The sequence below is a fragment of the Oceanobacillus sojae genome, from assembly GCF_007991515.1.
GTDB classification, from domain to species: Bacteria; Bacillota; Bacilli; order Bacillales; family Amphibacillaceae; genus Oceanobacillus; species Oceanobacillus sojae.
In genome coordinates, this window is the sequence record NZ_BJYM01000005.1 from 256,556 (window position 1) to 271,934 (window position 15,379).

Annotated in this window: 15 protein-coding genes and 1 riboswitch; of the genes, 1 reads left to right on the forward strand and 14 read right to left on the reverse strand. The window is 38.5% G+C overall.

The window, feature by feature from the left end:
* Positions 1-281 precede the first annotated feature (281 nt).
* Positions 282-1,760, reverse strand: a complete 1,479-nt coding sequence (gene mqo, locus OSO01_RS08040; protein ID WP_147209909.1) for a malate dehydrogenase (quinone) — start codon at positions 1,758-1,760, stop codon at positions 282-284.
* Positions 1,761-2,076: 316 nt separating this feature from the next.
* The gene (locus OSO01_RS08045; RefSeq protein WP_147209910.1) at positions 2,077-2,910 is read right to left on the reverse strand and encodes an SDR family NAD(P)-dependent oxidoreductase; all 834 of its coding nucleotides are present in this window, start codon (positions 2,908-2,910) and stop codon (positions 2,077-2,079) included.
* A 124-nt stretch (positions 2,911-3,034) separates the two neighbouring features.
* Here OSO01_RS08045 and OSO01_RS08050 point away from each other — a divergent pair, with 124 nt between their 5' ends.
* Positions 3,035-3,982 carry a helix-turn-helix transcriptional regulator gene (locus tag OSO01_RS08050; RefSeq protein WP_246145091.1) on the forward strand — a complete coding sequence of 316 codons (948 nt, stop codon included), beginning with the start codon at positions 3,035-3,037 and terminating at the stop codon, positions 3,980-3,982.
* A gap of 106 nt (positions 3,983-4,088) precedes the next feature.
* On the opposite strand, the gene OSO01_RS08055 is transcribed toward OSO01_RS08050, so the two are convergent.
* From OSO01_RS08055 to OSO01_RS08110, 12 genes are all read right to left on the reverse strand, one after another.
* Complete coding sequence (locus OSO01_RS08055) at positions 4,089-4,403, reverse strand: DMT family transporter (protein ID WP_147209912.1); 315 nt, start codon at positions 4,401-4,403, stop codon at positions 4,089-4,091.
* Positions 4,403-4,744: a DMT family transporter gene (locus OSO01_RS08060; protein WP_147209913.1), complete on the reverse strand. Its 342-nt coding sequence runs from the start codon at positions 4,742-4,744 to the stop codon at positions 4,403-4,405. The genes OSO01_RS08055 and OSO01_RS08060 overlap by 1 nt, the downstream gene beginning before the upstream one ends.
* A 75-nt stretch (positions 4,745-4,819) precedes the next feature.
* A riboswitch (guanidine-I (ykkC/yxkD leader) is annotated at positions 4,820-4,916 on the reverse strand.
* A 123-nt stretch (positions 4,917-5,039) separates the two neighbouring features.
* Positions 5,040-6,056, reverse strand: a complete 1,017-nt coding sequence (locus OSO01_RS08065) for a FecCD family ABC transporter permease (RefSeq protein WP_147209914.1) — start codon at positions 6,054-6,056, stop codon at positions 5,040-5,042.
* Positions 6,053-7,054: a FecCD family ABC transporter permease gene (locus OSO01_RS08070; protein ID WP_147209915.1), complete on the reverse strand. Its 1,002-nt coding sequence runs from the start codon at positions 7,052-7,054 to the stop codon at positions 6,053-6,055. Before OSO01_RS08070 ends, OSO01_RS08065 begins: the two co-directional genes overlap by 4 nt.
* Positions 7,055-7,072: 18 nt before the next feature.
* Complete coding sequence (locus tag OSO01_RS08075) at positions 7,073-7,885, reverse strand: ABC transporter ATP-binding protein (protein WP_147209916.1); 813 nt, start codon at positions 7,883-7,885, stop codon at positions 7,073-7,075.
* Between the two features lie 36 nt (positions 7,886-7,921).
* A complete protein-coding gene (locus tag OSO01_RS08080) occupies positions 7,922-8,866 on the reverse strand; it encodes an ABC transporter substrate-binding protein (RefSeq protein WP_147209917.1) in 945 nt (314 codons plus the stop codon).
* Positions 8,867-8,897: 31 nt separating this feature from the next.
* Positions 8,898-9,944 carry an NAD(P)/FAD-dependent oxidoreductase gene (locus OSO01_RS08085; RefSeq protein ID WP_307725839.1) on the reverse strand — a complete coding sequence of 349 codons (1,047 nt, stop codon included), beginning with the start codon at positions 9,942-9,944 and terminating at the stop codon, positions 8,898-8,900.
* A gap of 376 nt (positions 9,945-10,320) precedes the next feature.
* Complete coding sequence (kynA, locus tag OSO01_RS08090; RefSeq protein WP_147209918.1) at positions 10,321-11,169, reverse strand: tryptophan 2,3-dioxygenase; 849 nt, start codon at positions 11,167-11,169, stop codon at positions 10,321-10,323.
* A 1-nt stretch (position 11,170) separates the two neighbouring features.
* Positions 11,171-11,803 (reverse strand): arylformamidase, encoded by a 633-nt coding sequence (gene kynB / locus OSO01_RS08095; protein ID WP_147209919.1) that lies wholly within the window; start codon positions 11,801-11,803, stop codon positions 11,171-11,173.
* Positions 11,803-13,077, reverse strand: coding sequence for a kynureninase (kynU, locus tag OSO01_RS08100; protein WP_147209920.1), 1,275 nt, complete (start codon positions 13,075-13,077; stop codon positions 11,803-11,805). Before kynU ends, kynB begins: the two co-directional genes overlap by 1 nt.
* Before the next feature lie 77 nt (positions 13,078-13,154).
* Positions 13,155-13,505 (reverse strand): VOC family protein, encoded by a 351-nt coding sequence (locus OSO01_RS08105; protein ID WP_147209921.1) that lies wholly within the window; start codon positions 13,503-13,505, stop codon positions 13,155-13,157.
* Positions 13,506-13,755: 250 nt separating this feature from the next.
* Positions 13,756-15,213 (reverse strand): protein adenylyltransferase SelO, encoded by a 1,458-nt coding sequence (locus tag OSO01_RS08110; RefSeq protein WP_147209922.1) that lies wholly within the window; start codon positions 15,211-15,213, stop codon positions 13,756-13,758.
* Between the last annotated feature and the right edge of the window lie 166 nt (positions 15,214-15,379).

Consider the following 15,379-nt stretch of genomic DNA (forward strand, 5'->3'; position numbering starts at 1 on the left):
AATATTCAAGTAAAGCAAGTAAATTTTTGTTTAGAAAACTTGGTCGGTACAAAGTCTTTGGATGACAATCTCAGTTGTACTTATGCAGTAAGAAAGAGATTATGCTTTTTTAACTACAAAAAATGCAATGCAACTTACCAAAGAAATCTGTTTTTTTACTAAAGAAATTCCAATGGCTTAAAGTCATGATAAAACGGAGCTTCAATCATAAAGAACAGCCTAAAAAAGCTCATTCAAAATGAAATTTTCATTATGAATGAGCTACTTCTTCTTATATTATTTTACAAATTCAGTAATCGTGAGCTTGAATTACTCACTTCTTGGAGAAGTTCTGCATTTTCCGCTAATGATTCATCAAAAGATGGAATCATTTCCTTTAGTTTTGGTTGCCAACCTTCGAGATATTGGGGGAAGTTGTACTTCAAAACATCTAACACAATTGCAACAGAGGTTGAGGCGCCGGGTGATTCGCCGAGCAGCGCTACCATTGAATGATCTTCTGAATGGATAATTTCTGTTCCAAATTGAATAATTCCTCTTCCTGAACCATCGATATCTTTAATTACTTGTACACGTTTACCAGCTACGACTAATTCCCAATCTTCATCTTTTGCATGCGGCACAAAAGTTCGCAATTTTTCCATTCGTTTTGCCTTGGAAGCAAGAACTTGTTCAATGGAATATTTGATAAGTGAAGTATTTTTAGCTGCCGCCGCCAACAGTGTTAACATATTATCTCGTTTAACTGATTTAATAAAATCCATATTAGAGCCCTTCTTCAGAAACTTCGGACCAATACCCGCAAATGGTCCAAACAATAGGGTACTTCTGCCTTCTATATAGCGTCTATCCAAATGAGGTACGGTCATTGGAGGTGTACCATCGGGTTCTTTTCCATAAACTTTCGCTTCATGTTGATTGACAACGTCAGGATTCGTACAAACTAAAAACTCTCCGCTGATTGGAAAGCCGCCAATGTGCTTACTTTCGGGAATTTTTGTTTTTTGTAATAAAGGAATAGCACCGCCGCCAGCTCCAATAAATACGAAATCAGCTGTATGATATTCAATTGTATCATCTTCTAAATTACGTACGCTAACCTCCCATGAGCCATCTTCTTCGCGTTTTATATCAGTGACAGTACTTTTGTATTGAACGCTGATATGATCTTGCTTTTCTAAGTTGGTAGCCATTTTACGTGTCAGCTCACCAAAATTAACATCTGTTCCTAAATTCATTTTAGTCCCTGCAACAGGCTCTTCCGATGTACGCCCTTCCATTATTAATGGCATCCATTCTGATAATTGTTGTAGATCCTCAGAATACATCATCGTCTCAAACATTGGAAGGGTAGATAGAGCATTATAACGTCTCCTTAGAAAGTCCACGTGTTTTTCACCATATACAAAACTGATATGTGGTAGCGGCCGGATAAAGCTTTGTGGGTCATCAATGGCATTCTCTTTTACCAGATGAGCCCAAAATTGTTTTGAAATTTGAAACTGTTCATTAATTTCAACTGCCATATCTGTATCAATGGAGCCATCTGCCCGTTCAACGGTATAGTTTAACTCACATAATGCAGCATGTCCTGTACCTGCATTGTTCCATTCATTAGAACTTTCATTTCCAGCCTGGTCAAGCTTTTCAAAAAGCTTAATATTCCACTTTGGTTCTAATTTATTTAAGAACGTGCCAAGTGTTGTACTCATAATACCAGCACCAATTAAAATAACATCCTTTTTTTGTTTATCATTCATCTTTTTTCCCTCCAATTTATAATGAAGATTCCGCCAAGGGCCTACGTTTGGAAATGATTCATATCGTAAAATTCCATTTGATATTCCATACTCTTATAGACATTATAACAATAATGCCTACTTGATAGAACTATAACCAATTGAAGATAGTAGATTCTCTCCATTTAATGAGAACCTACTATCTATTATATTAATTTGTTTAAAAAAAGGATTGGAACGACGCCTTTGAAATTCCCTGATTTTTTATTTTCTGTCAAAAATGATAAAACAAAATAGTTTTAAATAGATTCTTTAGACGACGATTCAAACTGGAAAACTATATTGTAAACGGAGGAATATAACGTCCGTCAATATCTGTAAACCCATACTCTTCCGCTAAGTCTCCAGTTCTGAACGCTTGCCCGCTTTTCTCCATCACATTTGGATCCTTTGCAAGTGCCGCTATTCCACGCCCGACATAATATGGTGTTTCTGTTTGCTTTAAATCCTCTGCCTTTTTCCAGTTTTCCTCATCAGCCTCATGGAATTTTAATACAAGCTCTGTCCGCATAAACCCTGGAGAAACAGCAAGAACAGCAATATTATCCTGCTTTACTTCTATTGCAAGTCCATAAGCCATTCGTACCAACGCATTCTTGGCTAAATCATAATAAAACTGTCCAGTATACTTACCGTGATCCCAGAATGTTGTATGAATAATAAGTGCTTGTTTATTTTCACGAAGCAAAGGGACTGCAAAATAATTTGTTGCCAGCTGAGCACGCACACCTGCCGTAAACATCGTATCCCAATTTTTCAATGACAGCTCCCAAAAAGGTTTTCCATCTACACCAAGGTCATGGGCACCCCACACATTATTAACCAAAATATCCAGCCTTCCATACTCTTCTCTAATTTGAGATATAACTGCTTCTGTTTCTGCATCATTGGTATGGTCGCACTGTACTGCAATTGCATCTCCGCCGGAGGCTTCTATTTCTGATACAGTATCATCAATAGTCCCCGGCCAATTATTCGTAGATGCCCCCCGGATACTCCGACCTGTGACATATACTGTTGCACCAGCTTTCCCCAGCTCTACAGCAATACCGCGGCCCGCCCCTCTGCTTCCTCCTGTAACAAGTGCTACTTTTCCATCCAGTATCTTCATTAACTTCAATCCTTTCTTCATCAGATATTTTCATTATAAGGATGAATTCTTGACATCTATTGTCATATTTTATTTAATAAATATAATTCATTGGAAAAAGGTGATTTTAATGAGAGGTGACCGCTTGATATCAATTCTTTTAATGCTGCAGACTCAAGGGCGAATAACTGCTAAAGAGCTGGCTGAAAAGCTGGAGGTCTCCGAACGGACAATTTATCGAGATATGGAGGTTCTAAGCGGATCTGGTATTCCTGTTTTTGCCGATCGTGGAAAAAATGGCGGCTGGTCTTTAATGGATGGATATCAGACAGATTTAACCGGTTTAAAAGAATCAGAAATACGTGCTTTATTTGCTCCTGTATCTCCACAATTATTGGATGATTTAGGTTTAACCCGTACCTCTGAAGACGCCCGAAATAAGATTATTGCCTCCCTTCCTGCAGCTTACCGTAAAAATGCAAAGGATATATGGAGCCGCATCCATATTGACACCAGCTCATGGCGGGGAACAAAAGAAAAAATATCCTCTTTTGAAGTGTTGAAAAATGCGATATGGGAGAATGTTACATTGGAGATTATTTATCAGCGTGCAGATGGACAGAGAAATCGCTATATCGTCCAACCGCTTGGATTAGTTGCTAAAGGGAGCATCTGGTATTTTATTGCCGCCAAAGAAAATGGAGATATCCGGAATTACCGTGCTTCGCGAATTCAGTCTGCTGTGCCTGGAGAGGATACGTTTGAAAGACCGGATGACTTCGATATTGCAGCATATTGGAAATCCTCAAAACAAGCTTTTATCAAAGCGTTACCAACTTATGAAGTGCGGGTTAAGGTTTCTGAGGAAGTTCTGTCAAGACTCTCCTTTTCAAATCATTTTGTACGTATAATTGAAGCAGAATCCAGCGATAATGAAGGTTGGAAATCTGTCAAATTAGCTTTTGATACGAAGGACGAGGCAAAGAGATATATTCTCGGATTCGCAGACCAAATATCCATTATTAAGCCGGAGGAACTGCATTTCGAAATTCTTAAATTAGCCGAAGCAGCTGTTGCTCATTATAAAGTATAGTATGAGCTTACATATCCCTAAAACTTTTACAGAATACGTTATTTGGATAGAAGCAACACGACTTATTTAACAGAAAATAAATCGTGTTGCTTCTACCCATCAATATTTAAGAAAACAGCTTTAAACCAACTGCAGCACCTAATACCATTGTGATAAACATAATTCTTTTCCAATCTTTTACCTCATTATAAAAAAACATTCCAGCTATTGCACCGCCAGAAGCACCGATACCGGTCCAAACAGCATAAGCAGTTCCCATAGGCAGGGTTTCCATGGCATAGGCCAGAAAAAAGAAGCTCGCTCCAAAACCCAAAACCAGCAAAGACAATGCCTGCCAGCTGCGATCTTTGTGTAATTTATTGATCATGGTAACACCAAATACTTCAAACAAGCCTGCTACAACTAATGAAGTCCAAGCCATCACGATTCAGCTCCTTCTTTAATATTATCTTTTGTTACTAATTTCAAACCAATAACACCCGTCAATAAAATGGCAATTAAAAGGATTTTTACCATTTGAAACGGCTCACCAAAGAAGACAATATCTGCGAAAGTTGTTCCTGTAGTCCCCAGACCCACAAAAACGGCATAAACAGTTCCAACAGGAAGCTTTTTCCCAGCCATAATCATCAAATAGAAACTGATAATGATTGCGATCACAGTTCCCGTCCAAGTCCAAAAATCATAAGCATGTTTTAAGCCAATTACCCAAAACACCTCAATCACTGCAGCAATAATTACTTTTAACCAATTCATATTCATTCCATCCGCACCTCCAATTTAATTTCAAGAAAAACAAAAAAGAGACAAAAAACCGGGAGATAACTGTTAAACAGTTTCTCCCGGGCTTTTGTCCCTCCGTGGCACAGCTAAGCTGTGAGTTTCCTCTCGGACCAGACCAACTGATTGTTGCGGAACCCTAGAAAACATTCAACTTATTTACTTAGCTAATATTATACATATATTTTGGATGTAGTCAAACATTAATCTGCCTTAAATTGGCATGCTTTACTATTCTTCATCACCAATAACAGCTTCCTTTTTCAGCGATAAATCTTTAAACCGCATTTGTTTTATACATCAAATACAAAAAATATGGAGCACCGATAATTGCTACAACAATCCCTGCCGGAATCGTACCAATCGGCAAAACCGTCTGGCCAACGGTATCAGCAACCACCAATAGAAATGCACCCGTCAATAATGCAATCGGCAGGAACAGCTGATGTCTTGGTCCGACAAAAGACTTCGCAATGTGTGGTCCCATTAAACCAATAAAACCGATAGAGCCAACCACTGCAACAGCAACAGATGATAAAATAACTGAGGCAATAAGCAAAATAAGCCTTTCTTTATCCAGGTTCACTCCTAAACTCTTTGCTGTTTGATCATTCGTATTGATAATATTTAGGCTGTTTGACTTAAAGAATAGAAATGGAATAATGATTAATATCCATGGTAAAAATGCAAGAACAAAGGGCCATTCATCTCCCCAGATATTCCCTGCCATCCAGGCAGCAATAAATTCAGCCTGATCTTCATTAAATTTCCTCATCATTGTTATAGAGCCCCCAGATAGCGCTGCAGATAGTCCGACACCTATCAAAACCATATTGACAGGACTGATTCCTTTGCCTTTATTATAACTGAACAGAAAAATCAGCAATGCAGTCAAAATCCCTCCTGCTGCGCTTATCAGTGGCAGAACATAAATAAAGGTATTGGGGTTTACTTGTCCAATAACAATAAAAACAGCAATAGCAAAACCTCCACCTGCATTTATGCCAAGAATCCCGGATTCTGCCAATGGATTTTTAGTGATACTCTGGATAATGGCACCACTCATGCTTAGGGCCATTCCGGCTAGCAATGTAATCAGCATTCTCGGCATTCTGAATTCCATTAAAATTAAGTTATCCTTGAATTCTCCTTGCCCAATCAATGTTTTCAAATAAGCGGATAAATCCATTTTATATTCACCGGAGGTAATGCTCCAAGTGACTGCCAAAAAAAGCAGTACTGTTAAAACGAGGCATACTATTATCTGCTTTCTTTTCAGCTTGGAATCGATCATATCGTACGTCCCCCTTTTTTAATCAAATATAAAAAATAAGGGACACCTATAAAGGAAATAATTGCACTGACAGGAGCTTCTCCCATTAATCTGGCAACAGTATCTGCACCAACGACCAGACAACCTCCTAAAACAGCAGTTAATGGGATAACTTTTTTATAATCTGTACCAACTAAAAACCTGGAAATATGCGGAACCATTAAGCCAACAAATGCAATTTGCCCGACTATTGCTACAGAAATTCCGGCAAGAAGCATACTCAAAAGCATTGTTCCTGGCCGTATGAGCTTCACATTCTGTCCCAGCCCTTTTGCAATTGATTCACCTAAATTCAGGATAGACAATTGTCCGCTTATAAGAATAAAGATAACCACGATAATAGCAACAACAGGGATACCAGTATATAACTGCTGCCAGGTAGTTCCAGAAACACCTCCAGAACTCCAGAATATTAGAGATTGATTTAATCTAAAATATAATGCAATAGCCTGGCTTGCCGCACTAAGCAGAGCGCTGACTGCAGCCCCTGCCAAAATAAGGCGGACAGGATTAAATCCGTCTTTTCTGGAACTCCCGATCATCAGCACCATAGTTCCGCCAAGCATTGCACCAATAAATCCAGTTAAAATTAAAAGTGGGAACGTTATAACAGGTGAAACTGCGTAAGTCAATGCCAGCATCAAAGCAGCTCCCGAATTCAAACCAATTAAACTGGGATCAGCAAGACTGTTTCTCGTGACACTCTGAATTCCTGCTCCTGAAACTGCAAGAGCAACACCAACTAATAAAGCTCCGATATCTCTGGGAATACGGACATCTATAATAATATTATGATTCACGTCCTCTGGATCATAGTTAAAAATGGCATTTAGAATTGTTGAGGTATCTATATCAGCATTGCCATACACAATCGATATCCAAAACGTTATAACGAGAATGATACAAGCAATGGTAAAAATAATACTAAAATGAAAAGGGATTTTGTTCTTCAATTCCATAACTATTAACTCATTTCTTCACTTAATTTCAACTTTTGAATACTTCCTGTTAACTAATTGGTAATTTGCTATCATTGGTTTGCCAGTCAGCTTATCCTGCATCAGTTCAGCATCAATCTGGAAAACTTCAGCAAGCAGCTGGCTTGATAAAACCTCTGGTATATTACCTTGTGTTATCACTTCTCCATCCTTCATGGTAATCATGTAATCCGAAAAACGAATAGCCTGATTAATATCATGAAGTACCATTACTATTGTTGTTTGCTGTTTTTGATTCAGCTCTTTTATCAATTCCAGGATTTCAAGCTGATGTGCTATATCAAGGAAAGTGGTTGGTTCATCCAGAAAAATAATATCTGTTTTTTGAGCGAGGGCCATAGCAATCCATACTCTTTGCTTCTGGCCGCCGCTCAGATCATTGATTATTCTATGCTTAAACTCGGTTATGCCTGTAACTTGCAAAGCCCAATCAATTACCTCTACATCTTCTGGAACTAAACGCCCGAACCCTTTTTGATAGGGGTATCTTCCATAAGACACTAGTTCCCCGACGGTTAAACCATCAGCCACCTCTGGAGATTGAGGTAAAATAGCAATTTTTTTGGCAATCTCCTTAGAAGCCGATTTATTGATATCTGTTCCATCTAAAGCGATTTTTCCTTTTTTTATTGGAAGAAGTCTGCATAATGCTTTCAATAAAGTGGATTTTCCACAGCCATTAGGACCAATAATTGAGGTTATTTTTTTATCGGGAATCTCAATATCCAAATCCTCAATAATAACCTTATTTCCGTAGGCGATGGTTAAATTTCTTCCAGTAAGACGATTCATAGAGCTCCCTCTTTTTTATTAAATTAATCTATCATTTTATTTCATTGCATCCAGCTGCTCTTTAATGATGTCTCTCTGCGCTTCTAATGAAATAGGATCATTATATCTCGTCACAGCTAAATCTAATTCAATCACTCTGTTTTCCTGGACAGCTTCTGCATTTTTCCAAACTGCTGATTCCGCTATAGGAGCTTCCTCACCTTCTGTAGCTAACACTATAAAATCACCGGCGTACTCTGGAAGCTCTTCCGTAGACAGCTCCACATTAAATTGATCTTTTGTGACTTCTGCCAGCGCTTCCGGCTGTACAAACCCGTAGCCATCGTATAATATTTCTCCACCGCGGCCATAATCTGTATTAAATGAAACCAGCCCTTTTGGTGTTGATTGGAAAATCGAAAGTGTACTGTCTCCTATTAAGTCTTTATATTCTTCTGTATCCTGAGCCATCTGTTCCTCCCATTCATCCAGCCAGGCCTGTGCCTGATCTTCTTCTCCTACAAGTTCTCCCAATAATTTTGTATTATCTTTATACGTGCTGATCATCGAGTCAAACGTTATAGTAGGAGCAATTTGCTGCAGTTTATTTAAATTGGGATCCGTCGCTGTCGCAACAATTAAATCAGGCTCTAAATTAATAATACTCTCTACGTCCTCTGGATCTATGCGTTCAATCCCTTCTGTTGCCTCATTCAGAACCTCATCCTGGTCGACATAAAAGCTTACTCCAACCGGCTCATGTCCAAACTTAAGTAATGCACCTATGTATGTCGGGTGAAGTACAACGATTCGTTCAGGATCAGCAGGTACTTCCACTTCATCTCCGCTGTCAGTTGTAAATGTTTTGGTTTCAGCCTCACTTGATTCATTACTTTCTTCATCATTTGCCTCAGCATTATTATCTTCCTGGCTATTATCATTACAGGCTGCTAAAAATATAAGAAATATTGCACTGATTAAAAAGAACAAGCTTTTTTTCATGGTGTTTCTCTCCTCTTTTTTGTGTAAGTTTTTATCCGTACAAATATACTTTATTTTTTTCATCTAAAATATCATTATGGGAGGAAACAATAGCAGTTTTATGTGCATCTGGTTCCATATACAGCTTGGCGCTGTTTACTGCATTTGCTGCATCCTGATAAGCACCGGCAATCAATTTCAACTTCCCTTCATAGGAGACGCAGTCACCTGCTCCATAAATTCCTGGAAGATTGGTATTTCCATTAGCATCACTTTTCACCTGGAAATAGTCTCCCAACTCTAACCCGGTCTTATTTTGCTCATTATTAAAAAGATAATTGTCCTTGTTGTATCCATGATTAACGAGCAGCGCATCTACCGGCATCGTATATCTTTCATTTGTTTTGTTGTTATAAAGGACAACCTCTGAAACTTCGTCTTCGCCTGCAAGCTCATGTATTTCTGTATTAAACACGATATTCACTCCGTTATTTATGAGCTTCGTTTTAGTTGATTCCAGCCCTTTTAAATCATCTCCCCGGTATATTAATGTAATCTCTTTAGCTATTGGCGATAAATCATTGCCCCAGTCAATCGAGGATGGACCGCCGCCTGATATAAGCAAAGATTTTCCACGGAATTCATTCACATCGAGAACCTTATAATAAAGATTCTTACTTTCAAATTCATTTGCCCTTGGTACTTCCAATTTTAACGGACTAATAACACCGCCCATTCCAGTAGCAATAACAATTGTTTTAGAATAATGTCTCTCTTCTGCACTGGTTGTCAGCATAAAGATACCGTCTTCATTTTTCTCTATATCCGTTACAATCTGTCCCAATACAACAGCTGGATCAAATGTCAGTCCCTGTTTAATTGATTGGTCAATTAATTCTCTTCCTGTTAAAGGAGTAAGTCCTCCTACATCCCATACCATTTTTTGCGGATAAACATGTACTTTCCCGCCAAGCTTATTATCGGCTTCGATAATTTTCGTCTTCATTTCCCGCAGCCCTGCATAAAAAGCAGTAAATAACCCTGCTGGCCCGCCGCCAATAATTGTAATATCGTATATTTCTTCTTTACTTATAGACATCCATTATCCCATCCTTTATATTTATATCATCATTGATAATGATAATCGTTATCAATTAAATCAATTATAATTCAATTTTCTTATAAGTCAATACATTTTTTTGGATATACCTATGACTGTTTTTGCATGAATATAATCATATCTTCCTGATAAACATTTTGATTCATAGCTTCTATTCTGCCTTATAGTAATGACAACTAAAATGGAGCATTCAATATTTTGTCACACGAATTGGAGTTGATTGATTTTAATAACTCTGAAGAAGAAAACGATTATTATTTTAAGAAATTGAAGAAATGTATGGTATCCAGCAGAAAGAGCAGCTCCTCTTAGATAAAGAAGAACTGCTCTTTCCATGAAAATAAAACATTATAGTCTAAAGCTCTGTCCTCAATTCCCAAAGCTCCGGAAAGAAATACTGATCAAGTACTTTTTTCAAATAGCTTACGCCACCGGAGCCTCCTGTCCCCTTTTTAAAGCCAATAATCCGTTCTACCGTTTTCATATGCCTGAAACGCCACTGCTGGAATAAATCCTCTATATCGACCAGCTCTTCCGCAAGTTCATACAGCTCCCAATATTGATCTACATTTTTATACACCGTCATCCAGGCCTGTTTCACACTTTCATTAGATTTATGTGTAACACTGACATCCCTGTTCAATACATCCTCATCGATTGGAAGCCCTGCTCTGGCAAGTGCCTGTATCGAAACATCATAGAGACTCGGTGCTTCGTGCGCTTCCTGTAAAATCTGATGAAGATCTGGATCTTTTTCATATATTTTCAGAACATATTCTGTTTTATATCCAAGAGCAAATTCTATCAATCTATTTTGATAGGATTGAAAACCGGATGCATTTCCTAATTTATCTCGAAACTCCATATATTCACTCGGTGTCATGGTGGAAAGAACATCCCATACACTTTTCAGCTGTTCCTGTATCTGGGATACCCGTGCGAGCTTCTTAAAGGAAGATCTCAAGTTATCAGACTGTATATCCTGAACAGCAGAATTGATTTCATGAAGGATTAATTTCATCCAGAGCTCGCTCACATGATGAACAACGATAAATAACATTTCGTCGTGATGATCGCTCAAGAGACGCTGGCTGGATAATAACGTATCCAGTCCCAGATAGTCACTATAAGTCATTTTTTCTTTAAAATCTGTGTGGATACTTTTTTCATTTTCAAAGGCCTGATGTTGATTGATAGACTTCATTTTAGCTCTCCTCTATTGGTTTGATTACAGCACGTACTGGACTTCCATCGCCTTCTTCCAGAGCTAATGGCAGGGCAATCAGTTCATAGTCACCCTCCTCGACCTGATCCAGCATCACATTTTCCAAAATATAAATATCATGTTTAAAAAGCGCATGATGTCCAGTCAAATCTTTACTTGAAACCTTGTCTACAGACGGTGTGTCCACACCTACCAGTTTTACACCGATTGATTGCATGTAAGCCGCACCATTCTCAGTTATGGGTGACACTTCCTCCGGAAAACGGTCCGGTTTATTTGGCAGTGCCGTTTTGATTAACAAACGTTCTACGTGCGAGATTTCTTTTGTTTTTATAGCAGTTTCGCTAATTTCATCAAAATCACTTAAGTCGATGACCTTACAAGGACCGATATAGCGTTCAATATCTAAGTCAAGTATCCTTTTCCCGTCATTTAAAAAATGAAAAGGCGCATCAACATGGGTTCCAATATGCGCACTCGTTGTTATTTTGCCAATATTAACAGAGTCCGTCATCTCTTTCGTTACAGATGTTTCATAGTGAAACGGTTCATCCCCCGGCCAGTGTGCCAGTTTATTATTCAAAACTTGAGAAATATCAATCCATTTAGACATTAGGAAACAACCTCTCTTTCATTAGAAAATTGCTCATATACTTTTTCTTGCATAATATTTTTCAGTATTTGCACACAATCATAAACATCTTCAAAAGAATTATATAAAGCAACTGGTGCAAGCCTGATGCCAGACGGTTTTCTAAAGTCAGGGATAACTTTTTCCATTTTTAAGGCCTTGCAAATTCGGGCAGCTTCCAGATGTTCAATGTATATATGACCGCCGCGCTGCTTGTCATTTACCGGATTACAGATAACAAAATTAAATTCCTTTAATTCATATTCAATCAGCTCTATCATATATGCTGTCAATTTCAGGGATTTTCTACGTATCTTTTCAATTCCTGCTTCATGGAATAAATCCAACGTGCCAATAAGCGGAGCAGCACTTAGCACATGCGGTGTCCCAATTTGGAATGCTCCGGCATCCTCTGCGGGTGTCAATGTATGCTCCATATCAAACTGCTTTTCCTTATTTGAGCTGAACCAGCCTGCGAGTCCGGGAGACACACCAAAATGTTTTTCATTTACATAGAGTGCTGCGACGCTGCCAGGTCCGCCATTTAAATGTTTGTAAGTACACCAAAAAGCAAAATCAACATCCCAATCATGCAGCTGATGCGGGATGGCTCCAATCGAATGACATAGATCAAAACCGATTTTAATCCCGCGTTCATGCGCTGCTTTTGTTAACTTTTCCATATCCAAGATCTGCCCGCTACGGTAGAGTACACTTGGCAATACAATTAATGCAACATCCTCTGTCATTGCATTGATAATTGCTTCTTCATCCAGTATATGTCCATCTTCGCTCTGTACTTGAATAAGGTGGGAATCATCGTATCCCTTTCCTCTTAATTGAGCTTTTAATGCATAAATATCGCTGGGAAAGTTAAGTGAGTCTGCCAATACTTTTGTTCTGTTTCCTTTTGGTTCGTAAAATGTAGACACAAGCTGATGCAAATTCACCGTGGTCGAGCCAGTAACAACAACTTCCTCCTTTTCAGCACCAATAAGACCAGCCATTTTTCCGCCAAGTGATTCAGATAAGTAATACCAGGGCTGATTCCCTTCTGTCCATCCATCAATGCCATATTCTCTCCATGATGCCAATAAATCATAAACAGACTGCTCCGCTCTTTTACTCATTAATCCTAGTGAATTCCCATCCATGTAAACGTATTCATTTTTAAGATAAAATTCATTTCGAAAGGCTCTTAATTCATCTTTTGCGTCTAATTTTTCAGCATAAGCTTTTGTGTATTTTTCTTCCATTTCTTCACTTCCTCTTTATGAAATACGAACTAGGAACGTGCTTCAATAATAATTAACGTCAATATAACCCTAGCTCTCTATAAATGTATAAGAATATTGATTAGATTTCCAAATGGGTCTCTTACATAAAATCGCCGAACTCCCCAAGGTTCCTCAACCGGCCCATATTCAATTGGAATCTCCGCTTCTCTTATACGAGTTAATGCATCTTCAAGGTCATCGACTTCAATTGATAAGTCAGGAACCAGTGTACCGGATCCTCCCTCTGAAAGAAAGCTGATTTGAGTATCCATTTTCTCATTTGAACCATAAGTTGCAATAAATCCCATATCCATCAGCAGATCAAGTCCAAGTAGATCTCCGTAAAAATACACCGCTTTAGAAATGTCCTGTGTCTCTACATTGACAACAATTCGTTTGATTTTCATCCTTGCACTCTCCTAAAGTTTTCATATTTTCGCCCTCTGGCCAGGTAACAGAATCATATCCTATCACGTTTATCATAAATAATATTTTATTCAAAGAGAAATCTGAACTATTATTCAAGATTCCTTGTATGGGATTTTGAATAATAGTCCGGATTTTTTAGCTCTATAAAGAGAGGAAAAATTTCAAGAAATTACATTTAGAATTATCTTAGACACTTTATACATTTCATTCCAATTTCAAATCAAATCCTTACGTTCCACAAAACGTCTGATAATCCTCATTCGGCGGCTTAACAGCATATTTTCCCTGCTCTTTCGTGTAAGCATATGGATTTTCCAAAACAGCTAATAGTGCATGAAAAGGTTTATAATCTCCTTCTTCCACAGCAGCTGTTAACGCTTCTTCCACCAAATAATTTCGAGGAATAACAGATGGATTATGCTGCTTCATTAATTGATAAGCTTCCTCTATTGGAGCTGACTGATTTTGTAGCTTATCCTGCCATGACTGATACCACTCTTTAAAAGCGGTCGATTGGAAAAGACCCGGCTCTGAATCGAGCTGCTTCAAGGTTAATGAGCGGAATGTATTCGTATAGTCAGCATAATATTTCTCCATCAAGTCCAGCAAGGTCTTGACCAATATCTTATCATCCTCACTTTTATCGATAATTCCCAGTTTTAATCTCATTCCATCTAACCAATATCCTTCTACTGATTTTACATATGCTTCAACAGCTTCTTTCGCCTTTGGAATTGCCTGTTTTTCGTCTTCATCTATGAGAATTAACAATGTTTCTGCAAACCGGGCCATATTCCAGGCTCCTATTCCCGGCTGATTTCCATAAGCATAACGGCCCTGGTGATCAATGGAACTGAAAAATGTTTTCGGATCATATTGATCCAAAAAGGCACATGGACCATAATCAATGGTCTCCCCGCTGATTGCCACGTTATCCGTGTTCATTACACCATGGATAAACCCCTTCAACTGCCAGTCTGCAATTAATACAGCTTGCTTTTCCGCCACTTTATATAAAAATAATAAATAACGGTCCTCTTCCTTTTCCAGCTCTGGATAGTGTCTGGCAATAGTGTAGTCTGCGAGTGCTTGCAAATCATCTTTACTTCCCCAATTCCGTGCATATTGAAATGTTCCAACCCGGATATGGCTGGCAGCTACCCTTGTCAATACAGCCCCGGGTAATGAAATTTCACGTTGAATTTCCTCTCCTGTTTCAGCTACAGCCAGGCTTCTACTCGTCGGGATACGTAAGCCATGCATCGCCTCACTGATCAGGTATTCCCTTAACATAGGGCCAAGTGCTGCTTTACCATCACCTCGGCGTGAGTATGGCGTTTTTCCAGACCCTTTCAGCTGAATATCAAAGCGCTTCCCTTCAGGAGTTACCTGTTCGCCTATTAATACAGCCCGTCCGTCGCCCAGCATGTTAAAGTTTGCAAATTGATGACCGGCGTAGGCTTGAGCAATTGGTTTACTCCCTTCTGGAAGATGATTGCCTGAAAAGGTTTCAGAGTCGTTTTTCAAATGGCTGCTGTTAAGCCCTAATTCAGCTGCCAGCTTTTCATTAAATATTGCTAATTCCGGTTGCCCCACTTCTTCTGGCTGAAGACTGGTATAAAAAAGATCAGGTAAACGCTGATAGCTATTTTCCAAATTCCATCCCTGATTCGTTTTATTTGTCATATAATCGCTCCAAATATTAAATTTATTTTCCTTTAGGATAACATATCCATATAACAACTATCTTTTACTTTGCACCTGCAGTATAAATTTATTTATAAATATTGTAATTTTATTTCTTAATAATATCTGTAAAGAAAAAGAGGAACACATAGAAATATGCATTCCT